Origin of the sequence: Kitasatospora sp. McL0602, from assembly GCF_052076145.1 — a bacterium.
In the GTDB taxonomy this organism is placed as follows: domain Bacteria; phylum Actinomycetota; class Actinomycetes; order Streptomycetales; family Streptomycetaceae; genus Kitasatospora.
The window spans coordinates 1,367,496-1,392,786 of the sequence record NZ_CP197246.1; the positions used below are offsets into that span (position 1 = coordinate 1,367,496).

The 25,291-nt window shown below is 73.1% G+C and carries 22 protein-coding genes; 13 read left to right on the plus strand and 9 right to left on the minus strand.

What is annotated here, in order from left to right:
• Window positions 1–3: 3 nt before the first annotated feature.
• Window positions 4–729, minus strand: coding sequence for a LuxR C-terminal-related transcriptional regulator (locus ACR68M_RS06410; RefSeq protein WP_441249450.1), 726 nt, complete (start codon window positions 727–729; stop codon window positions 4–6).
• 162 nt (window positions 730–891) lie between these two features.
• Here ACR68M_RS06410 and ACR68M_RS06415 point away from each other — a divergent pair, with 162 nt between their 5' ends.
• The 3 genes from ACR68M_RS06415 (at window position 892) to ACR68M_RS06425 (ending at window position 4,971) form a co-directional block, all read left to right on the plus strand.
• Window positions 892–1,635 (plus strand): LuxR C-terminal-related transcriptional regulator, encoded by a 744-nt coding sequence (locus ACR68M_RS06415; protein ID WP_441249451.1) that lies wholly within the window; start codon window positions 892–894, stop codon window positions 1,633–1,635.
• Window positions 1,636–1,823: 188 nt separating this feature from the next.
• Window positions 1,824–4,016 (plus strand): discoidin domain-containing protein, encoded by a 2,193-nt coding sequence (locus ACR68M_RS06420; protein WP_441249452.1) that lies wholly within the window; start codon window positions 1,824–1,826, stop codon window positions 4,014–4,016.
• Window positions 4,017–4,101: 85 nt separating this feature from the next.
• Complete coding sequence (locus ACR68M_RS06425; protein ID WP_441249453.1) at window positions 4,102–4,971, plus strand: alpha/beta fold hydrolase; 870 nt, start codon at window positions 4,102–4,104, stop codon at window positions 4,969–4,971.
• A gap of 109 nt (window positions 4,972–5,080) precedes the next feature.
• On the opposite strand, the gene ACR68M_RS06430 is transcribed toward ACR68M_RS06425, so the two are convergent.
• The 5 genes from ACR68M_RS06430 to ACR68M_RS06450 form a co-directional block, all read right to left on the minus strand.
• On the minus strand, window positions 5,081–6,322 hold the full coding sequence (locus tag ACR68M_RS06430; RefSeq protein ID WP_441249454.1) for a glycosyltransferase: 1,242 nt from the start codon (window positions 6,320–6,322) through the stop codon (window positions 5,081–5,083).
• 29 nt (window positions 6,323–6,351) lie between these two features.
• Window positions 6,352–7,683, minus strand: coding sequence for an MFS transporter (locus ACR68M_RS06435; RefSeq protein WP_441249455.1), 1,332 nt, complete (start codon window positions 7,681–7,683; stop codon window positions 6,352–6,354).
• Window positions 7,680–8,330, minus strand: a complete 651-nt coding sequence (locus tag ACR68M_RS06440) for an HAD family hydrolase (RefSeq protein WP_441249456.1) — start codon at window positions 8,328–8,330, stop codon at window positions 7,680–7,682. Before ACR68M_RS06440 ends, ACR68M_RS06435 begins: the two co-directional genes overlap by 4 nt.
• A 68-nt stretch (window positions 8,331–8,398) precedes the next feature.
• Window positions 8,399–9,868, minus strand: a complete 1,470-nt coding sequence (locus ACR68M_RS06445; RefSeq protein WP_441249457.1) for an amidase — start codon at window positions 9,866–9,868, stop codon at window positions 8,399–8,401.
• Between the two features lie 83 nt (window positions 9,869–9,951).
• Window positions 9,952–11,406 carry an MFS transporter gene (locus ACR68M_RS06450; protein ID WP_441249458.1) on the minus strand — a complete coding sequence of 485 codons (1,455 nt, stop codon included), beginning with the start codon at window positions 11,404–11,406 and terminating at the stop codon, window positions 9,952–9,954.
• Between the two features lie 261 nt (window positions 11,407–11,667).
• Here ACR68M_RS06450 and ACR68M_RS06455 point away from each other — a divergent pair, with 261 nt between their 5' ends.
• The 6 genes from ACR68M_RS06455 (at window position 11,668) to ACR68M_RS06480 (ending at window position 17,975) form a co-directional block, all read left to right on the plus strand.
• Window positions 11,668–12,828, plus strand: a complete 1,161-nt coding sequence (locus tag ACR68M_RS06455; RefSeq protein ID WP_441249459.1) for an IS701 family transposase — start codon at window positions 11,668–11,670, stop codon at window positions 12,826–12,828.
• A gap of 183 nt (window positions 12,829–13,011) precedes the next feature.
• A complete protein-coding gene (locus ACR68M_RS06460; protein WP_441249460.1) occupies window positions 13,012–14,112 on the plus strand; it encodes a 50S ribosomal protein L11 methyltransferase in 1,101 nt (366 codons plus the stop codon).
• Between the two features lie 31 nt (window positions 14,113–14,143).
• Entirely contained in the window at window positions 14,144–15,565 is a 1,422-nt protein-coding gene (locus ACR68M_RS06465; protein ID WP_441249461.1) for an iron-containing redox enzyme family protein, read from the plus strand.
• On the plus strand, window positions 15,553–15,945 hold the full coding sequence (locus tag ACR68M_RS06470) for a Rieske 2Fe-2S domain-containing protein (protein ID WP_441249462.1): 393 nt from the start codon (window positions 15,553–15,555) through the stop codon (window positions 15,943–15,945). Before ACR68M_RS06465 ends, ACR68M_RS06470 begins: the two co-directional genes overlap by 13 nt.
• Window positions 15,946–16,035: 90 nt before the next feature.
• Window positions 16,036–17,319 carry an ATP-grasp domain-containing protein gene (locus ACR68M_RS06475; RefSeq protein ID WP_441249463.1) on the plus strand — a complete coding sequence of 428 codons (1,284 nt, stop codon included), beginning with the start codon at window positions 16,036–16,038 and terminating at the stop codon, window positions 17,317–17,319.
• Complete coding sequence (locus tag ACR68M_RS06480) at window positions 17,316–17,975, plus strand: LysE family translocator (RefSeq protein WP_441249464.1); 660 nt, start codon at window positions 17,316–17,318, stop codon at window positions 17,973–17,975. Before ACR68M_RS06475 ends, ACR68M_RS06480 begins: the two co-directional genes overlap by 4 nt.
• Window positions 17,976–17,995: 20 nt before the next feature.
• On the opposite strand, the gene ACR68M_RS06485 is transcribed toward ACR68M_RS06480, so the two are convergent.
• On the minus strand, window positions 17,996–18,796 hold the full coding sequence (locus tag ACR68M_RS06485; protein WP_441249465.1) for an Ada metal-binding domain-containing protein: 801 nt from the start codon (window positions 18,794–18,796) through the stop codon (window positions 17,996–17,998).
• A 4-nt stretch (window positions 18,797–18,800) separates the two neighbouring features.
• A complete protein-coding gene (locus ACR68M_RS06490; RefSeq protein WP_441249466.1) occupies window positions 18,801–19,433 on the minus strand; it encodes an RNA polymerase sigma factor in 633 nt (210 codons plus the stop codon).
• A gap of 225 nt (window positions 19,434–19,658) precedes the next feature.
• On the opposite strand from ACR68M_RS06490, the gene ACR68M_RS06495 reads away from it, so the two are divergent.
• Window positions 19,659–20,171 (plus strand): methylated-DNA--[protein]-cysteine S-methyltransferase, encoded by a 513-nt coding sequence (locus tag ACR68M_RS06495; protein WP_441249467.1) that lies wholly within the window; start codon window positions 19,659–19,661, stop codon window positions 20,169–20,171.
• 27 nt (window positions 20,172–20,198) lie between these two features.
• On the opposite strand, the gene ACR68M_RS06500 is transcribed toward ACR68M_RS06495, so the two are convergent.
• Window positions 20,199–20,744, minus strand: a complete 546-nt coding sequence (locus ACR68M_RS06500) for a TetR/AcrR family transcriptional regulator (protein WP_441249468.1) — start codon at window positions 20,742–20,744, stop codon at window positions 20,199–20,201.
• A 356-nt stretch (window positions 20,745–21,100) separates the two neighbouring features.
• Here ACR68M_RS06500 and ACR68M_RS06505 point away from each other — a divergent pair, with 356 nt between their 5' ends.
• From ACR68M_RS06505 to ACR68M_RS06515, 3 genes are read left to right on the plus strand one after another with little or no spacing between them, the layout of a single operon-like run.
• Window positions 21,101–23,029, plus strand: coding sequence for an FAD/NAD(P)-binding protein (locus ACR68M_RS06505; protein ID WP_441249469.1), 1,929 nt, complete (start codon window positions 21,101–21,103; stop codon window positions 23,027–23,029).
• A gap of 9 nt (window positions 23,030–23,038) precedes the next feature.
• Window positions 23,039–24,754, plus strand: a complete 1,716-nt coding sequence (locus ACR68M_RS06510) for an AMP-binding protein (protein ID WP_441249470.1) — start codon at window positions 23,039–23,041, stop codon at window positions 24,752–24,754.
• A 23-nt stretch (window positions 24,755–24,777) separates the two neighbouring features.
• Window positions 24,778–25,257 carry a cupin domain-containing protein gene (locus tag ACR68M_RS06515; protein ID WP_441249471.1) on the plus strand — a complete coding sequence of 160 codons (480 nt, stop codon included), beginning with the start codon at window positions 24,778–24,780 and terminating at the stop codon, window positions 25,255–25,257.
• Window positions 25,258–25,291: the final 34 nt, after the last annotated feature.

Consider the following 25,291-nt stretch of genomic DNA (forward strand, 5'->3'; position numbering starts at 1 on the left):
ATGTCAGTTCGGATGCAGCTCCGCGCCGAGACGGTTGGCCAGCGCCACCGCCTCCAGCCGGGAGTGCACGCCCAGCTTGTCCAGCACGTTCTGGACGTGCGTGCGGGCGGTGTTGGTGGTCATGCTCAGGGCCCGCGCGATCTCCACCGTGCCGTCACCCTCGGTGAGCCGCCGCAGCACCTCCAGCTCCCGGTGGGTCAGCCAGCGCAGCGAGTCCGGCCCGGTGCCCCGGCGGCTGCGGGCCAGCCGGGCGGCCTCCAGGGCCAGGGCCGGTTCGACGAAGAGCTCACCGGCGCCGATCCGGGTCAGCGCCCGGTCCAGCACCTCGATGCCCTGGTCCTTGCTCAGATAGCCCGCCGCGCCGGCCGCGACGGCGAGCTCCACCGAGCCCGGGTCCGGGTCGCGGGAGAGCGCCAGGATGCGCACCTCGGGGGCGGAGCGGTGGATCAGCTCGATCGAGTCCAGCGCCCGGCCGTCGCTGAGGCGCAGGTCCAGCACACAGGCGTCGGGCCGGTGCGCGAGCACCGCCCGGACCACCCCGCTGCGGCTGGTGGCGGTGGCCCGGACACGGTAGCCGCGCCCGGTCAGGGCGAGTGCCAGGGCCTCGGCGAGCAGCCGTTCGGCGTCCGCGACGACCAGCGCCGCCTTGCTGCCCCCCGGGCTCCCGCCGGGCCGGGCGGACCGCGCGCCGGAGGAGTGCTGGCCGGAGGAGTGCTGGCTCGAAACCACCGCGGGCCCTCCCTTCGGCTGTCCGGGCCGATGCCCGGTGATCCGCGGAACTTCCTCCGCCCGTGGCACCCCGGAGATCCTTTTCTCCTCTCCAGGGAAACAGAAGCCGCCACCCTCGTCCACATCTGGCAGCCCCGCAGCGCCCGTGGCAGCCTCGAAGGCATGTCGGGCGCAATCCGGGTCGTCGTCGCCGACCGGCGACGCACCGTCGCCGTGGTCCTGGCCACCGGCCTCCACGAGGCGGGGGTCACGACCCAGGCCGTCACCACACTCGCCGAGGTCCACCGCCTCACCGAGGCCGGGCGGGCCGACGTGGTGGTCGCCGACATCGGCCTGCTCGCCGCCGGGCGGCACTCGGCGCACCTGGCCGGCCTCGACTGGGGGCAGGGTCTGGCCGCGCCGGTGGTGGTGCTCAGCGACGGCGGCCGCAGTGACGCGCTGGCTGTCGAGGCGGTGCGGGCCGGGGTCCGGGGGTGGGTGTCCAAGGACAGCTCGCTCCAGCACCTGCTGGTGGTGATCCGGGGTGTCCTGCGCGGCGAGACCTGGCTGCCGCCGCCCCTGCTGACCCGGGTGATCGACGAACTGGTCACCCGCCGGGACGCGCAGGACGAGGGCGCCGAGCGCCTCGCCGCGCTGACCGCCCGCGAGCGGGAGGTGCTCAGCTGCCTGTGCGCGGGCCTGAGCCGCCCCGAGATCGGGCGCCGGCTCTTCCTGTCGACCAACACCGTCCGCACCCATGTGCAGAATCTGATGCTCAAGCTCGACGTGCACTCCTCCGTCGCCGCCGTTGCCCTCGCCAACCGCGTCGGCCCGCCGCCGCTGCCGCCGGCCGCCGCCCCTGACGGCGGGGCGCCTGCGACCCCGCCGCACCCGTCGGCGGCGCCGGACGGGGACCGCAGGTCCTGAGGCCGCGACCCCCGTTCTCCCCACGGTGTCTGCCGCCCAAGTGAGTTCATGGCGTGAAGAAAGTCGGTGCGAGGGGTTGACGCCGCCGGTCGGCGGCCCCGAGACTCCCAGGCAGGGAGCCCTCCGTGAGCTCGGGCCGAGGCCCGGCCGCGCCCCGTCCCCCACCCGCCCCATCGCAGGAGAAGCCCGTGAGGCTCACTTCAGCACGCCCCCGTACCGGTACGTCCGCCCTGCTCGGCCTGGCCCTGCTGGCGGCGTCCGCACTCGCGCTGCCCGCCAACGCGACCGCCGCCACGACCACCCGCTCGGCAGCCGCCGGCTGCGGCACCGCCGACGCCGCCCAGGGACGCCCGGCCACCGCCTCCTCCACCGAGAACGCCGGCCTCCCGGCCGCCAACGCCGTGGACGGCAACACCGGCACCCGCTGGTCCTCCGCGTTCAGCGACCCGCAGTGGCTCCAGGTCGACCTGGGCACCACCCAGCAGATCTGCCAGGTGGTGCTCAACTGGGAGGCTGCGTACGGGAAGTCGTACCAGCTCCAGACCTCCACCGACGGCACCGCCTGGACGACGCTTTACTCCACCAGCAGCGGCACCGGCGGCAACGAGACGATCGATGTCAACGGCACCGGGCGGTACGTCCGGATGAACGGCACCGCGCGCGGCACCCAGTACGGCTACTCGCTCTGGGAGTTCGGCGTGCACACCAGTAGCGGAGGCGGCGTGCCGCTGCCCGGCGGCGGTGATCTCGGGCCGAACGTGCTGGTCTTCGACCCGGGCATGACGGACATCCAGGCGAAGGTCGACGCCGTCTTCGCCAAGCAGGAGAGCAACCAGTTCGGCACCGACCGGTACGCGCTGCTGTTCAAACCCGGCACGTACAACGGCGGGTTGAACGCCCAGATCGGCTTCTACACCTCCGTCTCGGGTCTCGGCCTCAACCCCGACGACACCACCATCAACGGCGATCTGACGGTCGACGCGGGCTGGTTCAACGGCAACGCCACCCAGAACTTCTGGCGCTCCGCCGAGAACCTCGCACTCAACCCCGTGAACGGCACCGACCGCTGGGCCGTCGCCCAGGCGGCTCCGCTGCGCCGGATGCACATCAAGGGCGGCCTCAACCTCTCGCCCGCGGGCTACGGTTGGGCCAGCGGCGGGTACATCGCCGACTCCCGGGTGGACGGCCAGATCGGCAACTACTCGCAGCAGCAGTGGTACACCCGCGACAGCTCCATCGGCGGCTTCAGCAACGGCGTCTGGAACCAGACCTTCTCCGGCGTGCAGGGCGCCCCCGCCCAGAGCTTCCCCAACCCGCCCTACACCACGCTCGGTTCGACGCCCGTCTCCCGTGAGAAGCCCTACCTCTACCTCGACGGCGGCGGCAACTACCGGGTCTTCGTGCCCGCCAAGCGCACCGACGCGGTCGGCGTCTCCTGGGCGAACGGAAGCACCCCCGGCAGCTCGCTGCCGCTCAGCCAGTTCTACGTCGTCAAGCCCGGCACCACCGCCGCGACCATGAACGCCGCGCTCGCCCAGGGCCTCAACCTGCTGTTCACGCCCGGGGTCTACCACGTCGACCAGCCCGTCACGGTGAACCGGCCCGACACCGTCGTGCTCGGCCTCGGCCTCGCCACCCTCGTCCCCGACAACGGCGTCACCGCCCTGCGGACGGCCGACGTGGACGGCATCCGGCTGGCCGGGCTGCTGATCGACGCCGGGGCGGTCAAGTCGCCGGTGCTGCTCCAGATCGGCCCCGACGGTGCGGGCGCCGACCACGCGGCCGACCCGACCACCATGCAGGACGTCTTCGTGCGGGTCGGCGGCGCGGGCGCGGGCTCCGCCGGGACGGCCGTGGTCGTCAACAGCAACAGCACCATCGTCGACCACACCTGGCTCTGGCGCGCCGACCACGGCACCGGCGTCGGCTGGGACGTCAACCCGGCCGACTACGGCCTCGTCGTGCACGGCAACGACGTGCTGGCCACCGGCCTGTTCGTCGAGCACTTCAAGAAGTACGACGTCGAGTGGTCCGGCGAGCGCGGGCGCACCATCTTCTTCCAGAACGAGATCGCCTACGACGCCCCCAACCAGGCCGCCGTGCAGAACGGCGGCACCCGGGGCTTCGCCGCGTACAAGGTGGACGACACCGTCCGCACCCACGAGGGCTGGGGGCTCGGCAGCTACTGCTACTTCAACGTCGACCCGACCATCCGGATGGACCACGCCTTCGAGACGCCCGTCACCCCCGGCGTGAAGTTCCACGACCTGCTGGTCGTCTCGCTCGGCGGTGACGGACAGTTCGACCACGTGGTCAACTCGACCGGCGCCGCGACCTCGGGCACCTCCACCACCCCGTCGAACGTGGTCTCCTTCCCCTGACCATCGGTCAACCGGCCCCGACCACCCGGTGGTCGGGGCCGGTTATGGTGAAGGCAGGGACAACGCCGACACTGAGGAGTCACCCATGCACACGCCCTGGGACGAACAGGTGGAACGGCTGGAGATAGCAGTCGGCCCGCACACCTTCGACGCGCTGGCCGCCGGGCCGGACGACGGCAGACTGGTACTGCTGCTGCACGGGTTCCCCGAGTTCGCCGACTCCTGGTACGCCGTGCTGCCCGCCCTGGCCGAGGCCGGGTACCGGGCCGTCGCCGTCGACCAGCGCGGCTACTCCCCCCGCGCCCGCCCCGAGGAGGTCTCCGCGTACGGGGTCGACCTGCTGGTCGCCGACGTGCTCGGCTTCGCCGACGCGCTCGGGGCCGACGACTTCCACCTGGTCGCCCACGACTGGGGTGGCCTGGTCGCCTGGGCCGTGGCCGCCGCCCACCCGGACCGGGTCCGGACGCTCAGCGTGCTCGCCACCCCGCACCCGAGCGCGCTCGTCAAGGCGCTGGACGGCCCCGGCGGGCAGGCGCAGCGGGAGCGCTCGAAGTACGTCGGGCTGTTCCGCGCACCGGAGCACGCCGCCGAGCAGGCGCTGCTCGCGGACGGCGCGGCGCCGCTGCGCGGCGTCTACCGGGGCGCGCTGCCCGAGTGGCTGCTGGAGTCCAACCTCCGGCGGCTCACCGAGCCCGGCGCGCTCACCGCCGGGCTCAACTGGTACCGCGCCACCGAGAAGGGCCTGTTGGTGGAGGCCGGGCCGGTGGCCGTGCCGACGCTGTACGTCTGGGGCACCGAGGACCAGGCGCTCGGGATCGAAGCCGCCGTGCTGACGGAGGAGTTCGTCACCGGCGCGTACCGCTTCCTCCCGCTCACCGGCGCCTCCCACTGGCTGCCGGAGGCCGACGCGGCGCGCCTGCTGCCCGCCCTCCTGGAGCACCTGGCGAAGAACTGAGCCGCGCGGGCCGCCCGTTCACCCCCGCAGCACCGCGGCCAGGACGGGCGGCCGGAACAGCGCGGTCGGCGGCGCGAGCAGGCCCTCGACGGCTCGCCGCGCACCCGGCTCAGCTTGCGGGCACGTGCCGATCGAGCTGCCCGATCACCGAGTCGCACGGCCAGCTGCAGAAGCCGGCCTGCTCGACCTCCTCGTAGAACGGCACGCCGTCCTCGGCCCGGTGCGGGGCGCGGTCGTGGTGCAGATGGACGATCGGGTCGGCGTGCCGGTCCATCGGGCCGTAGCGTTCGGCCCGCCAGACGAAGTCCTGGTCCTCACCGCCCCAGCCGGAGAAGCGCTCGTCCATGCCGCCGATCCGGCTGAAGAACGACTCCCGCAGCCAGACGCAGCCGCCGGGCGGCCGCCGCAGGTGGACGCCACGGTGCACGCTCTGGTCGACCGCGCCCTGGCCGTCGATGCAGCGGGCCCGGACGGCCCGGACGCTGGCCTGCGGGTCGAGGAAGAGCATGTCCCGGTAGGGCCAGTGCCCTTGGGTGCCGGGCTCCCGGAAGCGCTCGACGGCGCGGGCCACGAAGTCGCGGTCGACCAGGATGTCGCCGTCCAGCACGCAGACCAGCTCGGCCGGTCTCGCGCCGTGCACCACACCGACGTTGACCGTCCAGGACTTGTTGAAGCGGCCCGGATCGGGGGCGAAGAGGTAGGTGTCGCACACCCCCTCGACGAGTTCGCGCCACCTCGGCCGGGCGTCGCTCTCCACCACGACCACCCGGTACCGCTCGCGCGGGTGGCTCTGGTCGGCGAGCGCCGCGAGCACGGCGGCGAGGTTACGTACCCGGCCCTCGGCGTCGTCGGCCGCCCGGTAGGGGATCACCACGGCCGCGTCGACGGGGTGCCGCCCCCGGTGCGGCGGCCGGGGCAGCCCGGCCAGCAACTCGGCGGCGCCGGGCACGGCGCCCGCCGCCGGCACCCCCGCCCGGCCCGGCTTGGCGAGCAGCCGGGAGAGCGTCTCGGTCTCGGCGGCGGTCTCGGCGAGCGCGGCCACCGGACCGTGCGTACGCGCCGCGCCTGCTGCACCTGCTGCCCCGCCGAACAACGAGCCGAGCAGGTCGGCGAGTTCGGCGGCCGATCCGTCGTCCGCCGGGTCCTTGGCGAGCCGTTCGGCGGCGGCCGCGACCGGCAGGTCGGGCAGTGCCAGGACGGCGTCGGCGGTGCGGTGGTGGGCTTCGGCCGACCAGTCCCAGTAGTCCGGGGCGACGGCCCGCGCCACCGGGTCGTGGGCGAGGATCACACTGCTGACGACGGCGGCGGCCAGCGCCACGGCGTCGTGGGGTCTCGCGGGCAGGGTGGACATCTCGGGCTCCAGGTGGGGTGCGGGCGTGGTCAGGAGGTGACGGGCGACGGCTCGACGGGCAGCTCGGCCGGTTCGGTGCGCCGCTGCGCCAAGGCCGGGAAGAGCCCCTCGCCGAGGTAGAGCAGCGCGGCGCCCGCGAGCACGCACCCGGCGACGGCGGCCGGGACGGCCAGTGGGGCGAGGTCGAAGAGCAGCCCGGCGACGCCGGGCCCGATGCCGAAGGCGATCGCCCCCGTCATCTGGAACAACGACATGTAGAAACCGCGCAGTTCGTCCGGAGCGAGGGCGGCGACCAGCGCGTACGAGGACGGCGAGACCAGCATCTCGCCGAAGCTGTAGACGGCGACGCCTGCCAGCACGCAGGCGGCGGCGAGCCAGCCGGAGAACCCGGCCGCGCAGCTGGTCAGGGCGAGCGAGGTGAGCAGCAGACCGGTACCGCCGAGCACGACCCGGGTGCGGCGGGCCCGGCGGACGCGGTGGGTGACCCAGAGCTGGGCGACGAAGAGCAGCAGGTAGTTCACCGCGAAGACGAGGGTGGCGTACCACTGGCCGAGGTGCAGCACCCGGGTGAGGTAGAGCGGGAGGAAGGCCGCGGGCACCGTCCAGGCCGCCGCGATCAGCAGCTGGGCGAGGATCAGACGGCGGAAGGCCCGGTCGGCGAAGACGTGCCGCCGGGTCGCCCGGGGTGCGGCGCCGTCCGACGCCGTCGCGGTGGCGGGGGCCGGAGTGACCCGGCAGCAGGCGATGAGCACCCCCGCCAGCAGGCAGGTCGCCGCGTTGACCAGGACGATCACCCGTAGCGCGCCGGTGCCGTGGTTGGCCAGGAAGACCGTGCTGACCAGCGCACCGGTGCCGAGGCTGCCCGCGCTGACGGCCTGCACCAGGGCGAACCAGGAGTCGAGCTGGCCCGGCCTGGAGACGCTGGTGATCAGCGTCGGCCAACTGGCGAAGTAGAGCCGGTCGGCGGTCATCACCAGGGCGACGCAGCCGAGGATGCCGAGGTAGGAGTCGGCGAGCGGGTAGCAGGCGTAACCGGCGGCGGAGAGCAGGTTGCTGAGCACGACGGTGCGTTTTGCTCCGAGCCGGTCGGTCAGCAGACCGCCGAACGGACCGAGGGCGAGTGCACCGAGGGTGGCCGCGCTGATCGTGAGGCCGACCCCGGCCACGGGCAGGCCGGTGGTGACGGTGAAGAAGTAGAACGCCAGCGGGAGGAACAGGCCGACGCCGAGGGTGTCCACGCTGAGGGCGCCGACCAACAGGCGGTGCCCCCGGGTGTCCGGCAACGAGCCGGTGTCGAAGAATCTGGACAGCACGGTGGCCGGCAGCGAACCGCCGGCCCGTGCCGCAGGGGCCTGCGTCACCTCGCCCCCGCTCCCGTCCAGGTGACGCCGGTGAGATCGGGCAGGGTGAGGTCGGCGGCGGCCAGCGCCCCGGCGTCGTGGGTGGTGGTGAGCCCGACACAGCGCAGCCCGGCCGCCTTGGCTGCGGCGATCCCGGCGGGGGCGTCCTCGAAGGCCACCGCCTCCGCCGGGTCGACCCCGAGCGCGGCGCAGCCGGCCAGGAAGCCCTGCGGGTCGGGCTTGCCCGCCGTCACGTCCTCGGCGGTGACCAGCACCTTGAACAGCCCGGCGCCACCGACGTGGTCGAGCAGGTCGGTGGCGTGCTCGCGCAGGCCGGAGGTGACGACGGCGAGCAGGACGCCGTCGGCGTGCAGCCCGGCGATCAGCTCGGCCGCGCCGGGCACCGGGTACGGCGGGGGGATGTCGGGGCCGTTCAGGTAGCCGACGGCCTCGGTGAAGAGCTCGTCGACGGTGTGGCCGGGGAAGCGGTGCACGTGGTCGGCGAGCGACTCCTGGCCCCGGCGGCCGACGAAGCTCGCCAGCAGTGCGTCGTCCACCGGGAGGCCGTGGGTGGTGAAGAGCCGTGTCCAGGCGGCGCGGCTGCGGTGCTCGGTGGCGACCAGGGTGCCGTCGAGGTCGAAGAGGGCGGCGCGCTCGTGCAGGTGCATGGTCAGGTTTCCTTGGCTGAGGGGGATCGCGGTGGTGGTGCTGGTGGTGCTGGTGGTGTTGGTGGTTCTCAGTTGGCGGCGAGCCGCAGGTCGCGGTAGCTGTCGGCCCAGGGCAGCCGGGCCTCCAGCGCGGCGGCACCCCGGACGACGGTGAGGTCGTGGTGGCGGCGGGCGGCCAGCTGGAGGCCGACCGGGACGCCGTTGGCGGCGCGGCCGACCGGGACGGAGGCGGCCGGGCTGGCGATCAGGTTGAACGGGCTGGTGAGCGACCAGCCGACGAAGCGGTCCACCGGACGGCCGTCGATCTCGTGCGGGCCGACGGTGTCGCGGTCGGTCCCGTTCGGCACCCCGGTGACGCCGTTGACCGGGCTGACCACCAGGTCGTAGCGGTCGAAGAGGTCCTCGAAGGCGGTCAGCACCTGGGTGCGCATCAGGTCCTCCAGCCGGAAGTCGACGGCGCTGAACGAGCCGCCGACCCGGACGCTGTCCAGGTACCCGGCCTCGATCGAGCCACCGTGGTCGGCGACCAGGTCGATCCCGGCGCGGCGGGAGATCTCGGCGGACTCGGCGTGGCAGACCGACAGGTAGCGCCGCCACATGGCGGTCAGCTCCTCGTGCGGGAAGGGCAGCCGGAAGTCGACCTCCTCGACCACGGCGCCCGCCTCCGCGAGGGCGGGCAGGGCGGCCCGGACGATTCGCTCGGCTTCGGCGGTGACGGGGTAGCCACCCAGGTCAGGGCTGTAGGCGACGCGCAGGCCGGTCAGGTCGCCGTCCAGGCCGTCGACGAGCCGGTCGCCGACGGGGAAGGAGAACGGGTCGCGCGGGTGCGGGCCGGACATCACGTCCAGGCCGAGGACGGCGTCACGGACGGTACGCGCCAGCGGCGCGTAGACCACCATCGGGTTAAGGCGGCGGAAGGCGTTCGGCTTGGCCTGCACGGCGACCCGGCCGAAGGTCGGCATCAGCGTGAAGACACCGCAGAAGGCGGCGGGCACCCGCAGCGAGCCCCCCGCGTCCGAGCCCTGGGCGAGCGGGACGAGCCCGGCGGAGACGGCGGCGGCGCTGCCGCCGGAGGAACCACCCGCGTTCATCGCGAGGTTGAACGGTGTCGGGGTCGGGCCGAAGAGGGCGTTGTCGGTGGTCGCCTTGAAGCCGAACTCGGGGGTGTTGGTCTTGCCGACCACGATCGCCCCGGCCTGCTCCAGCCGCTCGACGCAGAGGATCGTCTCGGTCGGCACGTCCTCGGCGAAGACCAGCGAGCCCCGGGCCATCCGCACCCCGGCGACCGGGTCGAGGTCCTTCACGGCGATCGGCACACCGTGCAGCGGGCCCAGCTCGGCCCCGGACTCCACCGCCCGCTCGGCCTCCTTGGCGGCGGCGAGCGCCCGGTCGCCGCAGACGGTGACGAACGCGTTGACGGTCGGGTTGACCTGCTCGATCCGGTCCAGCGCGGCCTGCACGACCTCCACCGGGGAGATCTCACGACGGCGGACCCGCGCGGCCAGCTCATGGGCGGTCAGGTCGGTCAGCTCGGTCATCACTGCCTCTTCCGGGATGCGGCCTTCAGTGGTCTGTACCTCTGAAACACCGCCGCCGGCCGGACGGTTGCACATGCAGCCGGTCAACGCCGCAGCGCTCGCGCCGCCGCCACCGTGCTCAGCGTGGCCACTGCCGCCAGGCCCAGGGCGACCAGCGCGAAGGCCGTGCCGGGGGTGCCGTGGGACGCCAACCACGGGTAGCCGGCGCCGAAGAGCGCCACGCCGAGGACGCCCGCCAGCTGGGTGAGGGTGCTGACCGAGCCGCTGAGGTCGGCCGCGAAGCGCGGCGGCACCGCGTCCGTGAGCAGCGTCAGCAGCGAGCTGAAGGTGGTGCCGAGCCCGAGGCCCCCGACGCAGAGCACCGCCGCGAGCGGCCACGGCCCGGCTGCTCCGGCGGCCTGCAGCAGGGCGATCGCCCCGTACGAGAGGGCCAACAGCAGGCCGCCGAGCACCGGCAGCAGGCGGCGGAGGGCGGCGGGCAGCCGGGGCAGCAGCGGCCCGGTGACGCCGAAGCAGAGCACCCAGCCGAGCGGCACCAGGCCGGACTGCCAGGCGCTCAGGCCGAGTTGTCGTTGCAGGTGGAGCGCGAGCACGTACAGCAGGGAGAAGTACGTGAGCGTCGTCCCGGCCTGGGCGAGCAGGGCCCAGCGGACGGCGGGGAGCGCGAGCGGCCGCAGGTCGAGCGCGGGACGGCGGCCCTGGCGGATCACCCGGCGTTCGGTGCGCAGGAAGGCGGCCAGGGCGGGCACGGCGAGGGCGAGGACGAGCCGGCTCCACCAGGGGCTGCCGAGGCCCGGCCCGAGGGTGAGCGGCAGCAGGGCGGCGAGGGTGGTCAGGGCCAGCAGGGCGCTGCCGGTGAGATCCAGACCGCCGCCGGCGGCGGGCCGGTCGACCGCCGGCTCGTCGGCGCCGGTGCGTGGCAGCAGGCGGGCGCCGGCCAGCAGGGCGGCGGCCCCGGCGGGGACGTTGATCAGGAAGGCGGCCCGCCAGCCGGTGCCGAAGAGGTCGGCGGAGACCAGGACGCCGCCGAGCACCTGACCGAGGGCCGCGCTGCCGGAGAGCGTGGCCGCGTACAGGCCGACGGCCCGCGCCCGCTGCCCGTCGGGGAACCAGCGGTGGATACCGATCAGGATCTGCGGGACCATCAGCCCGGCCCCGACGCCCTGGAGCAGCCTGGCCGCGATCAGGGTGCCGGTGCCGGGCGCCAGACCGCAGAGCAGCGACGCCACGGTGAAGAGGGCCAGACCGCCCAGGAAGACCCGGCGGACTCCGAGGCTGCTGCCGAGCCGGGCGCCGGGCATCAGGGCGAGTGCGAAGAACAGCGCGTACCCGGCGACCACCAGGGTGAGCCCACCGTCGGAGGTGCCGAGGTCGTCACGGACGGCGGGCGCCGCGACGTTGGCGACGGCGGTGTCGATGTTGGCCATCGCCTGCCCGGAGAGCAGCACGAGCAGCAGCAGGCCGGTGGAGCGGCCCGGCGGCGCGGCGGGGCGCACGGCGCGGGCCAGGCCGGTCCTGGTGTTTGCGTCGGTGGTCATCGGTTCCCCTTTCTGCCCGACAGCTGTCCGACAGCTGTCCGGCGGTACTGCCGGGAGAGGTAACACCGATCGTGTCCGACCGGTTGCATCGGTCACCGAACGCCCTTTCCGATTCCAGGAAACCGGTCGGCCGGTCGGTGAATTCAGCTGACGTGACTAGCCGCTCCGCCGCCGGAGTTCAAGGCTGTTGTCCCGATCCGTCGGCGCCTATGGTCGGCTTGTCCACACTGGTCTAGACCTTGAGGGGGTGGCAGCGAGGCCATGCACCGACCGGGCTTACTCCTTGACGACTCCCGTGAACTCGCCGAGCTGGTCGCACCGCTCTTCGCCCGCGCCGAGCCACGCCGCCTGGCGCTCGCCTACATCGACGGGCTGCTCAACGCGGCCGAACTCGGCAACAGCAGAAGGCTCGCGGAGCACGCGGGCAACCGCACCGCCTGGAGCACCCAGCGCCTGCTGACCCGCGCCCGCTGGGACGCCGAAGCCTTCCGGGACCGCGTCCGTGACTACCTGGGCGGGCGGCTCGCCCGGCCGTCCGCCAAACTGGTGCTCTGCCAGCACGAGAACCTGCGGACGGGCAGCCAGGCCGTCGCCGTCGCCCGCCAACCCGGCGGCCGCGACCAGCAGTTGCGCAACAGCCAGCTCGGCGTACTGCTCTGCTACGTCTCGGCGCACGGCAGCGCGATCGTCGACCGCGAGCTCTACCTGCCACCGGAGTGGGCCGACGACCCGGCGCGCTGCGCAGCGGCCGGCATCCCCGAGGAGCAGAGCCGCTTCCGCCCCAAGACCGCCCTGGCCAGGGAGATGACCGAGCGTGCCGCCGCAGGCGGGATGCCGTTCTCCTGGGTCGTGGGCGGCGCCGAGTTCAGCCAGGACGGACACCTGCGCGGCTGGCTGCGCCGACGTCGGCTGCCGTACGCGCTGGAGCTGCCCGAGGAGGCGGGCCGGGCCGCCCTCGCCTCCGCCCGGATGGTCGACCAGACCGGCCTGCACGTGCTCAACTGCCCGCGACTGAACGGCAACTGGCAGATCGTCTGCCGGGACAGGACCCTGCTCCGGAGCACCTGGGGGCCGCCCGCGGACGGCTTCCGGCACACCCTGCTGCTGCACCGCGGCCTCGACGGCGAGGAGACCGTACACCTCGTCCACGCCCCCGACCCCACGCCGCTGCCGTCGATGGTCGACGCCGTACTGGCACGCCGCACGGCCGACTTGACGGTACGTCGCGCGGCGAGCCACGCCGGGCTCGGGAGCCACCAGGTGCGCGGGTGGGTGGCCTGGTACCGGCACACCACACTCGCGATGGCAGCCGCCGCCGTCCGCGAGACCCGCCCGGCCGCCGGGGCCGGTGCCGGTGCCGGTGCCGGCCCCGAGAGCTCGCTGACCACGGCGGACACCGCCAAGTACCGCTCCCTACGGTGATTCCTTGCCCACTTCCGAACCAAAATGGTCTACTCCATTTGTCGACGGAGCGAGAAATCCCATGGAGTCCGGGGGATTTCACCGTCGCTATTCCCCGGCGCACCGCCCCGATCCGCGCGCGAATCCCCGACGCCCGGTCAGCCACCGTAATCCCGTCACCCTTTCAGGAGTGTGCACCCGACGATGGCCGTACCCACCGCACGACTCGACACCGCGACCGCCCCCGGCCCGGCCGTTCCCGAACCCGGCCACGCCCCGGCCGTCCCCGACCCGGGCACGGACCGGTACGCCCGGATAGCGCTGGCCGGCCTACGCGCCAGAGCCGAGGAGCTCGGGCGGCTGGCCACCGCCACCGTCGACGCCCTCGCCGACCCGGCCGCCGCGCTCAGCGTCACCAGCCCCGAATTCGCTGCCCTGGCACGGGAGACGGTGCCGCGCTGGCACTTCGCCATGCTCAACGACCACGAGCGCAACGACGCCCTCGCCGTGGCGCTGGAGCGGGTCGTCCCGGCGGGCGCCACCGTGCTGGACATCGGCGCGGGCACCGGGCTGCTCGCCATGATGGCCGTCAAGGCGGGCGCCCGGCACGTCTACAGCTGCGAAGCCAACCCGGTGATGGCCGAGATCGCCCGCCAGGTCGTCGCCGACCACGGCTTCGCCGACTCCATCACCGTGCTCGGCACCTTCTCCACCGACCTGGTGGTCGGCCGCGACCTGCCCGGCCGGGTCGACGCGGTGATCTCCGAGATCGTCGACTGCGGCCTGATCGGCGAGGGGCTGCTGCCCAGCGTCCGGCACGCCCGCGAGTCGCTGCTGCGCCCCGGCGGGGTGATGCTGCCACGCGCCGCCCGGGTGCTCGGCTCCCTCGTCCAGAGCGAGGTCGCCGCCGGTCTCAACCGCGTCGACAACGCCAGCGGCTTCGACGTCTCACTGCTCAACACGCTCGCCACCGCAGGCCACTTCCCCGTCCGGCTGCACACCTGGCCGCACCGCCTGCTCTCGGCCCCGGTCGAACTCGCCTCCTTCGACCTGGAGTCGGGGCAGCTGGGCCCCGGCAGCAGCACCCTGGAGATCCCCGTGCGGGCCGAGGGCACCGCCCACGCGCTGGCCGCCTGGTTCGAGCTCGACCTCGGCGGCGGCGTGACGCTGCGCAACAGCCCCGAGAACGTCAGCTCGCACTGGATGCAGGCGATGATCCCGCTGCCCGAGCCCGTACAGGTCTCCCCCGCCGATCCGCTCACACTCGAACTCTCCTGGACCGAAACCCGGTTCGAGCTCCACTGACCCGCCCCAACGAACGGAAGGAACCCGGACCGTGTCCCACACCCCGGCCCCCCACGTGCCTTTCGCCCTGACCGGCGAGGAACTCCGCCAGGCCGTCATCGCCTACGCCGCCAACCCCATCTACCGCGACAACGAGGAGTGGGAGAACGCGGACAACCCGTACCACCGCCAGCTGCGCCCGCAGGTGCTCCCCCACCTGGACTTCGACCGGGTGCCCGGCCGCGACCGGGCCCTGGAGTACAGCAGCCTGGCCGCGCAGCGCATCCTCACCAGCATCTACGAGGCCGATCTGGTCTTCTTCCCCAAAGCCGGGCTGGGCGGCCTGGACGACGACTTCCGCTCCTACTACAGCCCCGGCAACCGGGCGCGCGGCGAGTTGATCCGCCCGGCGCTGGAGCGGTTCGCCTTCGGCTTCCTCGACGAGGAGGTCGAGGTCAGCGGCAGCTGGGACACCGCCGCGCTGGAGGGCTACCTCGAGTCGCTCGGCGTCGACGCCACCGGGCAGGCCTCGCTCGCCGAGCAGGCCATCCTCAAGTCTCCCGACCCGCAACGCGCCGCCCGGATGTGGCTGATCCAGTTCGCCCCCGACTTCCTCTCCGAGGCGTCCCCGATGATCCGGAACGTGCTCGGCTACTACGGGCAGACGCAGTCCGAGTGGTTCAAGATCGTCATTGACGAGTACGGGTACGGCGTGCACGACACCAAGCACAGCCAGCTCTTCGAACGCACCCTGGAGTCCGTCGAGTTGAGCTCCGACCTGCACAGGTACTGGCAGTACTACCTGGTCAGCAGCCTGGCCATGAACAACTACTTCCACTACCTCGGCAAGAACCACGAGCACTTCTTCCGCTACATCGGCGCGCTCTACTACACCGAGAGCACCCTCGTCGACTTCTGCCGGCGCGCCACCGACCTGCTCGACCAGGTCTTCGACGGCCAGGCCGACACCCGCTACTTCACCGAGCACGTGCACATCGACCAGCACCACGGCCGGATGGCCCTGGAGAAGCTCATCAAGCCGCTGATCGCCGAGCACGGGGAGCAGATCATCCCCGAAATCGTGCGCGGCATCGAGGAGTTCCGCGCCCTGAGCACCCTCGCGGACGAGGACTTCGCCACCCAGATCGCCTGGATGGACGACGGCCCCCGGTACAAGGAGCTGCACGGCCCCGTCCACCAGGCCATCCTGGAGGGCCGGGTCACCGCCCCGGTGGCGGACATCGTCGAGCCCTTCGGCGAGCTCTCCAACACCCACAGCCACGAGGGCGACGAGCTCTGCCACATCGTCTCCGGCACCATGCGCTTCGTCAGCGGCTTCAACTCGTACCAGATCCTGGAGGCGGGCGAGGGCACCGTCATCCAGCGCAACCGCCTGCACGGCGCGATCATCGAGTCTGACGAGTGCGTCTACCAGATCCACTCCGTGGGGGACTACCAGGCATGCCTGAGCTGAGCCCCGAGGCGCCAGACGTCGCGGCGCCGACCTTCGCCGTGCTGACCTTCGCGGTGAGCGGCCCCGGCAACTGCGTCGAGGTCGGCGGAGTTCCCTACGTGTACGCCGACGCCGGGAGCGGCGGGTTCGTCCTACGGGCCGGCTGCCCGCACCGGGGCGGCCCGCTGCACCTGGCGGTGCCCGACAGCACCGGGCGGCAGCTCGTCTGCCCGTGGCACGAACGCGGCACCTCGCTCAGCAGACTGCGCAAGGAGATCCCGGCCGTCCGCCAGGGGGCACTGGTCACCGCGGTGATCCCCGCGCCGCCCGGCAGCCCGGTCGTCCACCGCCGTCTGCCGCTCAGCCGGGAGCTCAAGCCCGGCTGCCGACAGCACAGTTGATCCCAGCACCGTAGTCGCTCCCAGCACCGTGCTCGATCCCAGGCCGGCCACCCCCGGGTGGCCGGCCTCCCGACAGACAAGGACCGCACCGTGGCCGCGCCCGCACCGCACCGACCCGCCGTCATCGTCGACCCGTTCTCCTCCGGCGGGATGTACGCGCCCGCGTTCATCGCGGCCGGCGTGCCCGTGGTCGCCGTCACCTCCCACCCCGAGGTACCCGCCGCCTACGCGGACTCCTTCCGGCCCGGCGACTTCGCCCAGGTGCTCGCCTTCGACGGGGACATCGAGCGGCTGGTCACCGAACTGCGCACGCTCGCCCCGCGCTGCGTGCTGCCCGGCGCCGAGAGCGGCGTCGAACTGGCCGACCGGCTCACCGAACGGCTGCACCCCGAGACCGTCAACACCCCGGCGCTGGCGGCCGCCCGCCGCGACAAGGGCGCGATGGCCCTCGCCGTCCGGGCGGCCGGGCTGCCCGGCATCCGGCAGATCTGCACCGACGACCCCGCCGAGGTCGAACGCTGGCTCGCCGAAGAGCAGTTGACCGGACGCGACCTGGTGGTCAAACCGCCGAAGAGCGGCAGCACCGACGGCGTCACCCGGGTGCCCGCCGGGCGCGACTGGCGCGTCCCGTTCGACGCCCAGCTCGGCCGCACCAACCAGTGGCGCAACCTCAACGACCGCATGGTGGTGCAGGAGTACGCCCTCGGGACCGAGTACGTGGTCGACACCTTCAGCCACGGCGGCCGGCACACCGTCGCCGACGTCTGCCGCTACGGAAAGATCGACAACGGCGAGCAGATGGCCGTGTACGAGAGCCTGAGCTGGGTCTCCCCCACCGACCCGGTCGTCCCCGCCCTCACCGAGTACGCCGAGGCCGTGCTGGACGCCGTCGGCTTCCGCTACGGCACCGCGCACATCGAGGTGATGCTCACCCCCGACGGCCCGCGCCTGGTCGAGGTCAACTCCCGTCCACACGGCGGCGGGCACCCCGACTTCTGCCTCACCGCCACCGGCGACAGCCAACTCCACCGCGCCGTCCGCTGGTTCACCGACCGCAGCACCATCCCCAAGAGCTACCGGCTGCACCGGCAGATGTCCGTGCTCTTCCTGATCGCCCGAAGCTCCGGCACCGTCCGCAACACCGCCGCCCTCGGCGGGGTCGAGCAACTCGCCTCGCACCACCGCTCGACGATCCGTCTCAAGGACGGCGACCGGGTGCACGCCACCCGCGACCTGCTGGACACCCTCCAGCTGGGCTTCGTCGTGCTGACGCACGAGGACGAGGAACAGATCCGCGCGGACATCGCGACCGTCCGCAGGCTGGAGGCCGAACTCGTCATCGAGCCCGAGCCCGTGGCGCCCGTACGCGGATGAGCGCGGCCGCACTCGCCGCCGCCTGCTCGCCCGCCTTCCTCGGCAGCTGCGCGGCGGTGATCGCCTCCCCGGGCCCGGACGCGGTACTCGTCACCGGCCTGGTCCGCCGGCACCAGCGCCGGGGCCCGGCCCTGGCAGCCGCCGCAGGCATGATCACCGCCGGGGCCGGGCACGCCACCCTGGCCGTCACCGGCGTGGCCGCCCTGCTCACCGCGCTGCCCGCGCTGCTCACCGCCCTCCGGCTGGCCGGCGCCGCCCTGCTGCTCCGGTGGGGTCTGCGCGCCCTCCGCGCCGCCCGGCACCCCGGCCCGGCCGCCACCGCCGTCCCCACCGTGGCAGCGGGCAGCGCCCGGCGGCACTACCTGCTCGGGCTCGCCTCCACCGGCACCAACCCCAAGGTCGGGCTCTTCCTGCTCGCCTTCCTCCCGCAGTTCGTCCCACCCGGCGCCCCGACAGCCCCCACCATGGTCGTCCTCGCCACGGTCTACCTCTCCCTGGGCTCCCTGTGGCTGGCCCTCCTGGTCGAGGCCTCCCACCGCCTCAGCCGCTGGCTGCGCAGCCGCCGCCCCGCCTCGGGCCGCACCGGGCGACTGCTGGACGCGGCTGTCGGCCTGGTCTTCCTCGCCCTCGCCGCCCGACTCCTGCTCACTCCGTGAGCCCGTACCGGCGTGCGGGCTCACCGCACCGTTACCGGCCGACAGCTCAGGCACGGCCGGAAGCCCGCCGCACCGGCCTGGCCGGCTGAGGCGAACGGCACCTCGTGGCGGCCCGTGATGCGCCGGGCGTGCGCGCAGGTGGGGTAGCAGAAGATCCGCGTCGTCGCGCTGCCGAGGAGGCACGCCCCGGCGCGGACGAGACGGTCGACCCGCTCCTCGTCGACTCCCTCGCGCTCGCGCAGCCGACGGGCGAAGCCCGATGGCAGCCCGCAGTCGGCCGGCCGACCGTCGGCCAGGCAGAGCCGGTGCGTCGGCACCAGCACCGCCGCCGGGTTGGCCCGCGCCGCGCCCAGCACCTCGGCCGGTGTCACCGCGCCACCGACCTCCCGAGCCAGCCAGACCGCCGGCCGCAGCTGCCCGAACGGGATCGCCCGGACGGCCTCCAGGACGGCCCGCTGGGTGGCGGAGACCGGCCCGAACTCGTACCGCAGCAGCCTGTCGCGCCCCGTGCGCAGCGCCCCGAGCAGTCCGGGCGGCGGCTTCTCGACGGGCAGCGCGGAGCGGCCGGTCCGGGCCCGGTGCGCCTCCTCGAAGCCCGCCGGGCAGTCGTACCACTCCACGGCGGCCGAGGCCGTGACGGCTCCCCGGCCGTGCGCCACGTACAGCGGCCCGACCGGGCTCTCCACCTGCGCGTAGCGGTCGTACCGGTGCGCGGGCACGCCCGCCCGCTCCAGGATCAGAGCCGCGAACCCGGCCGGTGCCGGCTCCGGCCCCACCAGCAGCCTGCCGTCGCCGCCGTCACTGTCGTCCGCGTCGTTCATCCCGTCACCTCCTCACTCCGCCTTCCCTTGCCGCATGCTCGCTCGCTCGCAGCGGGTCGTGGCCCGCCGCCCGGTCGGCCGCGAGCAGTGGCGCCGACCGTAACGCGGCGAGGCCGCGCGAGACCTGCGCCTTCACCGTCCCGACCGGGCACGCCAGGATCTCGGCGACCTCCTGGTAGCTCAGTTCACCGACGTGCCGGAGCACGACCGGCAGCCGGTGGTGCTCCGGCAGCTCGGCGAGCGCGGAGACCAGCCGGGCCCGCTGTGTCCCCTCGATCGCGCGCTGCTCGGGGCCGGGGGTGCTGTCCGGCAGGTCCAGTTGGGCGGCTTCCAGCCCGTCGGCGGTGGCCGGGCGGCGGGTCGCGGTGCGGACGTGGTTGCGCCAGACGTTGGCCGCGATGGTCAGCAGCCAGGCCCTGGGCTGCAGCTCGCGCCGCCGCGCGGGCGGGTAGTCGCGCAGCGCGGTGTAGGCCCTGAGGAAGGTGTCCTGGCCCAGGTCGTCGGCCTCCCGGGCGGAGCCGGACAGGCGCAGGAGGACCGACCGTACGGCACCGGCCTGGGTCCGGACGAGCTCGGTGAAGCCGTCGTCCAGGTCGGTCGCGAGCAGTTCGGTGAGCGGGAGGGCTGTCTCGTCCATCAGGTACCTCAACACCGTCGGAGGCGAACGGGTTGCACCGTGCGGGCGCCGGGGTGGGCCCACTGGTCCAGACAACCTGTGCCGGGCGGCGTGCCGTACCGGATTCGGAACGCGACGTCCGATTTCCGCTGGCCTGCGGGCCCCCAGCCGGACGATGATCGGATGGGAGAGGTACGGACCTCCTCACCCGCTGCCCGCCGCCGCTGCCCGTGAAGGACCGTAGCCATGACGCTGTACACCACCCTCGACAGCCCGATCGGCGAGCTGCTGCTGACCGGCCTCCCGGACGCGGCGGCTCCCGGCGGCCTCGCCCTCACCGGCCTCACCATACGAGGACAGCGCAACGCCCTTGCCGTGCAGGGTGGTTGGACGCACCTGCCGTCGGCCTTCGCCGAGCCGGCCCGGCAGCTGGCGGCCTACTTCACCGGCGAGCTGCGCGACTTCGAGCTGACGCTCGCCACCCGGGGCACCGACTTCCAGGAGCGGGTCTGGGCGGCGCTCGACGGCCTGCCGTACGGCTCCACCACCGCCTACGGCCGGCTGGCCGCCGAGCTCGGGGTCTCCCTGGACGGCGTGCAGGCCCTCGGCGGCGCCGTCGGCGCCAACCCGGTGCTCCTCGTCCGCCCCTGCCACCGGGTGATCGGGGCGGACGGGACACTGCGCGGCTACGCGGGCGGGGTGGAGCGCAAGCAGCACCTGCTGGCGCACGAAGGCGCCCTGGAGCCGATGCTGTTCTGACCGGACACCTCCACCCGCCCGCAGCCGTCAGCGGCCGTCAGCAGCAGCGATGCCTCTGACCAACAGCCTTAGCACCGCGATCAGTTCGGCCTCCAGCACACCCGACTCGCCGGGCACCGACTCGCGCGACCAGCGGTAGAGCGTCCCCAGGTAGAGATCGCGCAGCACCTCGCCGACCTGCGCCGGGCTGAGACCGCCCCGCAACTCGCCCCGTTTTACGCCGGTCTCGATGATGCTCGCGAAGGTGTCGCCGACGAACGGCTCCTCCAGCAGCGGCCGTCCGGCCTTGACCCAGGCCGTGAGCATCGCGACCGTGACCTCGTACTCCTCCTCGTTGAGGCGCCCGAGCAGGGTCATGCACCGTTCGAGCCGGACGACCGAACCCGTCGCGGCCCCGACCCCGTCCGCCTCCAGCGCTGCGGCGAGCCGCGTCCGCCGACGCTCGCCCCACTCGCTGATCAGGTCCTCCTTGCGCTGGAAGTAGTTGAAGAACGTCCCCCGTGCCACGTCCGCCCGCTCGGCGATGTCGTCTATCGAGGTGCCGTCGTAACCACGCTCGGTGATCAGGCTCACCGCCGACTCGTACAGACGCTCCTGGACCCTCTGCTTGTTGCGCTCTCTCCGACCGATAGCCGGTGCTGTCGCCTGCATGTGATCCCCCATCAGAAACATTTCTTCCGCATCGAAGTCATACCACCATGCGCAGCCGTCACCGGACCGCGCCGGGCGTGGGCGACCTGACGGACTTCGTGATCGTCTTCGCGCTATCTCCCGGTATCAGCCGATTAGTCACGCCGGTCTACACCACACTGGTGCTCACTTCACCTGCAGGACAAATTTGATCTCCGGTGCATCTTTTTCCGGTGCACCGCCACCCATGGAGCAGACAGCACAGCAGACGGTTACCAACCCCAGAAGGGAAGGCACAGATGCTGGACAGCACACTGCACATCGCGATCATCGGTATGGGACCCCGCGGGCTCTCGGTGCTGGAACGTCTCGTCGCCCGGCTGACCGCCGAGCAGAGCGACCGGCCCACCCGCCAAGTGACGATCTACACCGTCGACCCGGCCGAACAGGGCGCCGGCCGGGTCTGGCGCACCGACCAGTCCGAGTGGCTGCTCATGAACACCGCCGCAGGCGAGGTCAGCCTCTACTCGGGCGAACCCGACGAGGGCCCCTGGCGGGCCGGTGCCGGGCCCTCGCTGCACGAGTGGCTCTGCGCCGACAGCGAGCGCCACCCGGAGCTGCTCTCCCCCAACGTCTATGCCCCGCGCCGGATTTACGGCACCTACCTGCACGACGTGTACCAGCGCGTCCTGGCCAATCTCCCCCCCTCCGTCACGGTCGTCCCCGTCCGGGCCCGCGCCCGCTGGGCCAGGCGCGGCACCGAGCGGGACTACCTGCTGACCGCCGCCAACGGCGAACGCTTCGAAGCCGACAAGGTCATCCTCACCACCGGCCACCCGCACAACTTCGCCGGCGGCGCCGACCGCGACCTGCTCGACTTCGCCTCGCGCCACCGCGGCACCACCTACCTGCGCGGCGACTCCGCCGCCGACATGGGCCTGGACGACCTCCCGCCCCGCAAGCCCGTCGCCGTCATCGGGCTCGGCCTCACCTTCTACGACGTCACCGCCGTGCTCACCTCCGGCCGTGGCGGCCGCTACCTGGAACGCCCTGACGGCAGCCTGCGCTACGAACCCTCCGGCCACGAGCCGCAGATCATGGCCGGCTCCCGCAGCGGCCTCCCCCTGCTCGCCCGGGGCCGCAACCAGAAGGACGCGGACTACCGGTACACACCCCGGTTCTTCACCCAGGCAGCCCTGGCCGGGCTCCGGCGGCGCGCGCTCGACGAATCCGGCAGCGTCAAACTACGCTTCCGCGAGCACGTCCTGCCGCTGATGCTCCGCGAGGTCGACCACGTCTACTACCGCACCCACCTGCTGCGCCGCGACGGCGAGCAGGCCGCCCAGGCCTTCTCCGCCGGGTTCCAAGCCGTCGCGGACGACCCGCAGGCCGTCTGCAAACTGCTCGCCGAGGCCGGGCTCACCGGCGTGCCGCCGATCGACCTGGAGCGGATGGCCCGGCCCTTCGCCGGCGAACACTTCGACTCCCCCGAGAGCTTCCACACCCGGCTGCTCGGGGTGCTCTCCGCCGACGCCGCCGAGGCCGAACAGGGCAACGTGGACGGGCCGTTGAAGGCCGCCCTCGACATCCTCCGGGACATCCGGGGCGTCGTCCGGGACGCCGTCGAGTTCTCCAGCCTGCACCCCGACTCGCAGCGCGACGAGTTCCTCGCCTGGTTCAACCCGATCAACACCATGGTCTCCGCCGGGCCCCCCTCCCTGCGGATCAGGCAGGCCATCGCCCTGATCGAGGCCGGGGTGCTCACCGTCGTCGGCCCCAGCCTCGACCTCGGCCAGTGCGAGGACACCGGCGTCTTCTCCCTGGGCTCCGGCCAGGTGGACGGCTCCGAGATCACCGCCACCACCCTGATCGACGCCCGCATCCCCCGCGCGGACGTCCGCGTCGACGCCTCCCCGCTGATGCGCCAGCTCATCGGCGACGGCTGCGCCACCACCCACACCAACATCAGCGCCCGCGACGGCGCCCGCTTCACCACCGGCGCCCTCGCCGTGACGGGCAAGCCGTTCCGCGTCATCGACGCCGCCGGCCGCCCGACCAAGGGCCTGTACGCACTCGGCATCCCCACCGAGGAGCTGCGCTGGTTCACCCAGATCGGCAACGGCCGCCCCGGCCCGATGGTCGGCTTCCACGCCGACGCGGACGCCATCGCCGCCGACCTCCTCGCCACCTCACCCCGCACGGGCGACGCCCCTGCCCGACAGAGCTGAGGGCCCCTCATGACCGGCTACCACCCCGGCGCCACCGAGGAGTTCAGAGCAGCCCGCGATCTGCTGCTGGAGCTGCGCGAGGACCACGACGCCGCCGTCGCCCGCTTCACCTGGCCCCGGCCGGACCGCTTCAACTGGGCCCTCGACTGGTTCGACGAGATCGCGGCGGACAACACCCGCACGGCCGTCCGGATCGTCGACGGCGGCCCCCACCCGGCCGAGCTCAGCTACGCCGCGCTCTCCGCCCGCTCCAACCAGGTCGCCAACTGGCTGCGCGCCCGGGGCGTCCGCCCCGGCGACCGCCTGCTGCTCCTGCTGGACAACCAACTCGCCGTCTGGGAAGCCCTGCTGGCGGCGATGAAGCTCAGCGCCGTGATCATCCCGACCTACACCTCCATCTCGGCGGACGACCTCGCCGACCGCCTGCTGCGCGGCGAAGTCACCCACGTGATCACCGCCGACCACCTCACCGGCGCCTTCGACGCCAACCCAGCCGCCGCCGGCCACCTGACCCGGATCTGCGTCGGCGCCCCCGTGCCCGGCTGGCACGACTACACCGACGCCTACGCCGAATCCACCGACTACCGGCCGGTGCAGGAGACGATGGCGGACGACCTGCTCTTCCTCTACTTCACCTCCGGCACCACCTCCCGCCCCAAGATGGTCGGCCACACCCACGTCAGCTACCCCGTCGGCCACCTGACCGGCATGTACTGGAACGGCCTGCGGCCCGGCGACGTGCACTGCAACGTCTCCGCCCCGGGCTGGGCCAAGCATGCCTGGTCCAGCTTCTTCGGCCCGTTCAACGCCGAGGCGACGGTGCTCTCCGTCAACCTGCCCGCCGGAGCCTCGCCCCGGCTACTGCTGGAGATCGCCGAGCAGGAACGCGCCACCAGCCTGTGCGCCCCGCCCACCGCCTGGCGCACACTGCTCCAGCACGACCTCGGCCGCCGCCCCGCCGCGCTGCGCGAGGCGTCCTCGGTCGGCGAACCCCTCAACCCGGCCGTGATCGAGCAGATCCGCACCGCCTGGGGCATCACCGTCCGGGACGGCTTCGGCCAGACCGAGACCACCGCCCAGATCGGCAACACCGCCGGGCTGGCCGTCCGCCCCGGCTCGATGGGCAAGCCGCTCCCCGGCTACCCGATCGTCCTGATCGACCCCCGCACCGGCCGGGCCGGTGACGAGGGCGAGATCTGCGTCGACCTGAGCCGGCAGCCGGTCGGCATCATGACGGGCTACCTCGGCGACCCCGAGAAGACCGCCAAGACCCTCGCCGACGGCCTGTACCACACCGGCGACATCGCCACCCGGGACGCCGACGGCTACCTCACCTACGTGGGCCGCAGCGACGACGTCTTCAAGTCCTACGACCACCGGATCTCCCCGTTCGAGCTGGAGAGCGTGCTGCTCCGGCACGAGGCGGTCGCCGAGGCCGCCGTCGTCCCCGTGCCCGACCCGATCGGCTACCAGGTGCCGAAGGCGTACGTCGCCACCGCCGCCGGTCACCGCCCGAGCGAGGCGACCGCCCGCTCGGTCCTCGAGTTCGCCGCCCGCACCCTCGCCCCGCACCAGCAGATCGCGCTGCTCGAATTCGCCGACCTGCCCAAGACCACCTCCGGCAAAATCCGCCGGGCCGAACTCCGCACCACCCCGGCCCAGTTGGAGTACCGCGCCGAGGACCTGCTCGACCGGACCATCGCCCACGCCGCCCCCGGGCTGTAACCGCTACTCAGAGGAGAACAGTCATGTCCGCACCCGCCATGTCCGCACCCGCGATGACGTACGCCCCGCAGCAGCGCGAGATCGAGGTCTTCCCCGACCTCCTGGGCGACGGCCTCACCGACGGCCACATCGACTGGCGCCCGTACGTCCAGCCCGGCCGCCAGGCCGTGGACGTCCGCTGGCTCTACACCGGCGACGAGACCGGCCCCGACGGCGCCGAGGCCTACATCGCCCACTTCATGCCCGGCGCCCACGGCGACGTGCACCGCCACCTCGGCTTCGAGATGCTCTTCATCCTCGCCGGCGAACTCGTCAACGACAACGGCGACCGCTACCTCCCCGGCACCCTCGTCGTCGAACGGCCCGACAGCATCCACCGCGTCTCCAGCCCCAACGGCTGCAAGATGCTCGTCATCCGCGAGAAGCGCACCCTCCCCCTGAAGCCCGGCGAGCTGCCCGACGACGGCCTCGCCCTCGACGGCGCCCCCTACCTCACGGTCTGACCGGCCCGACCGCACCGGCCGCCGCGCGCCCGTC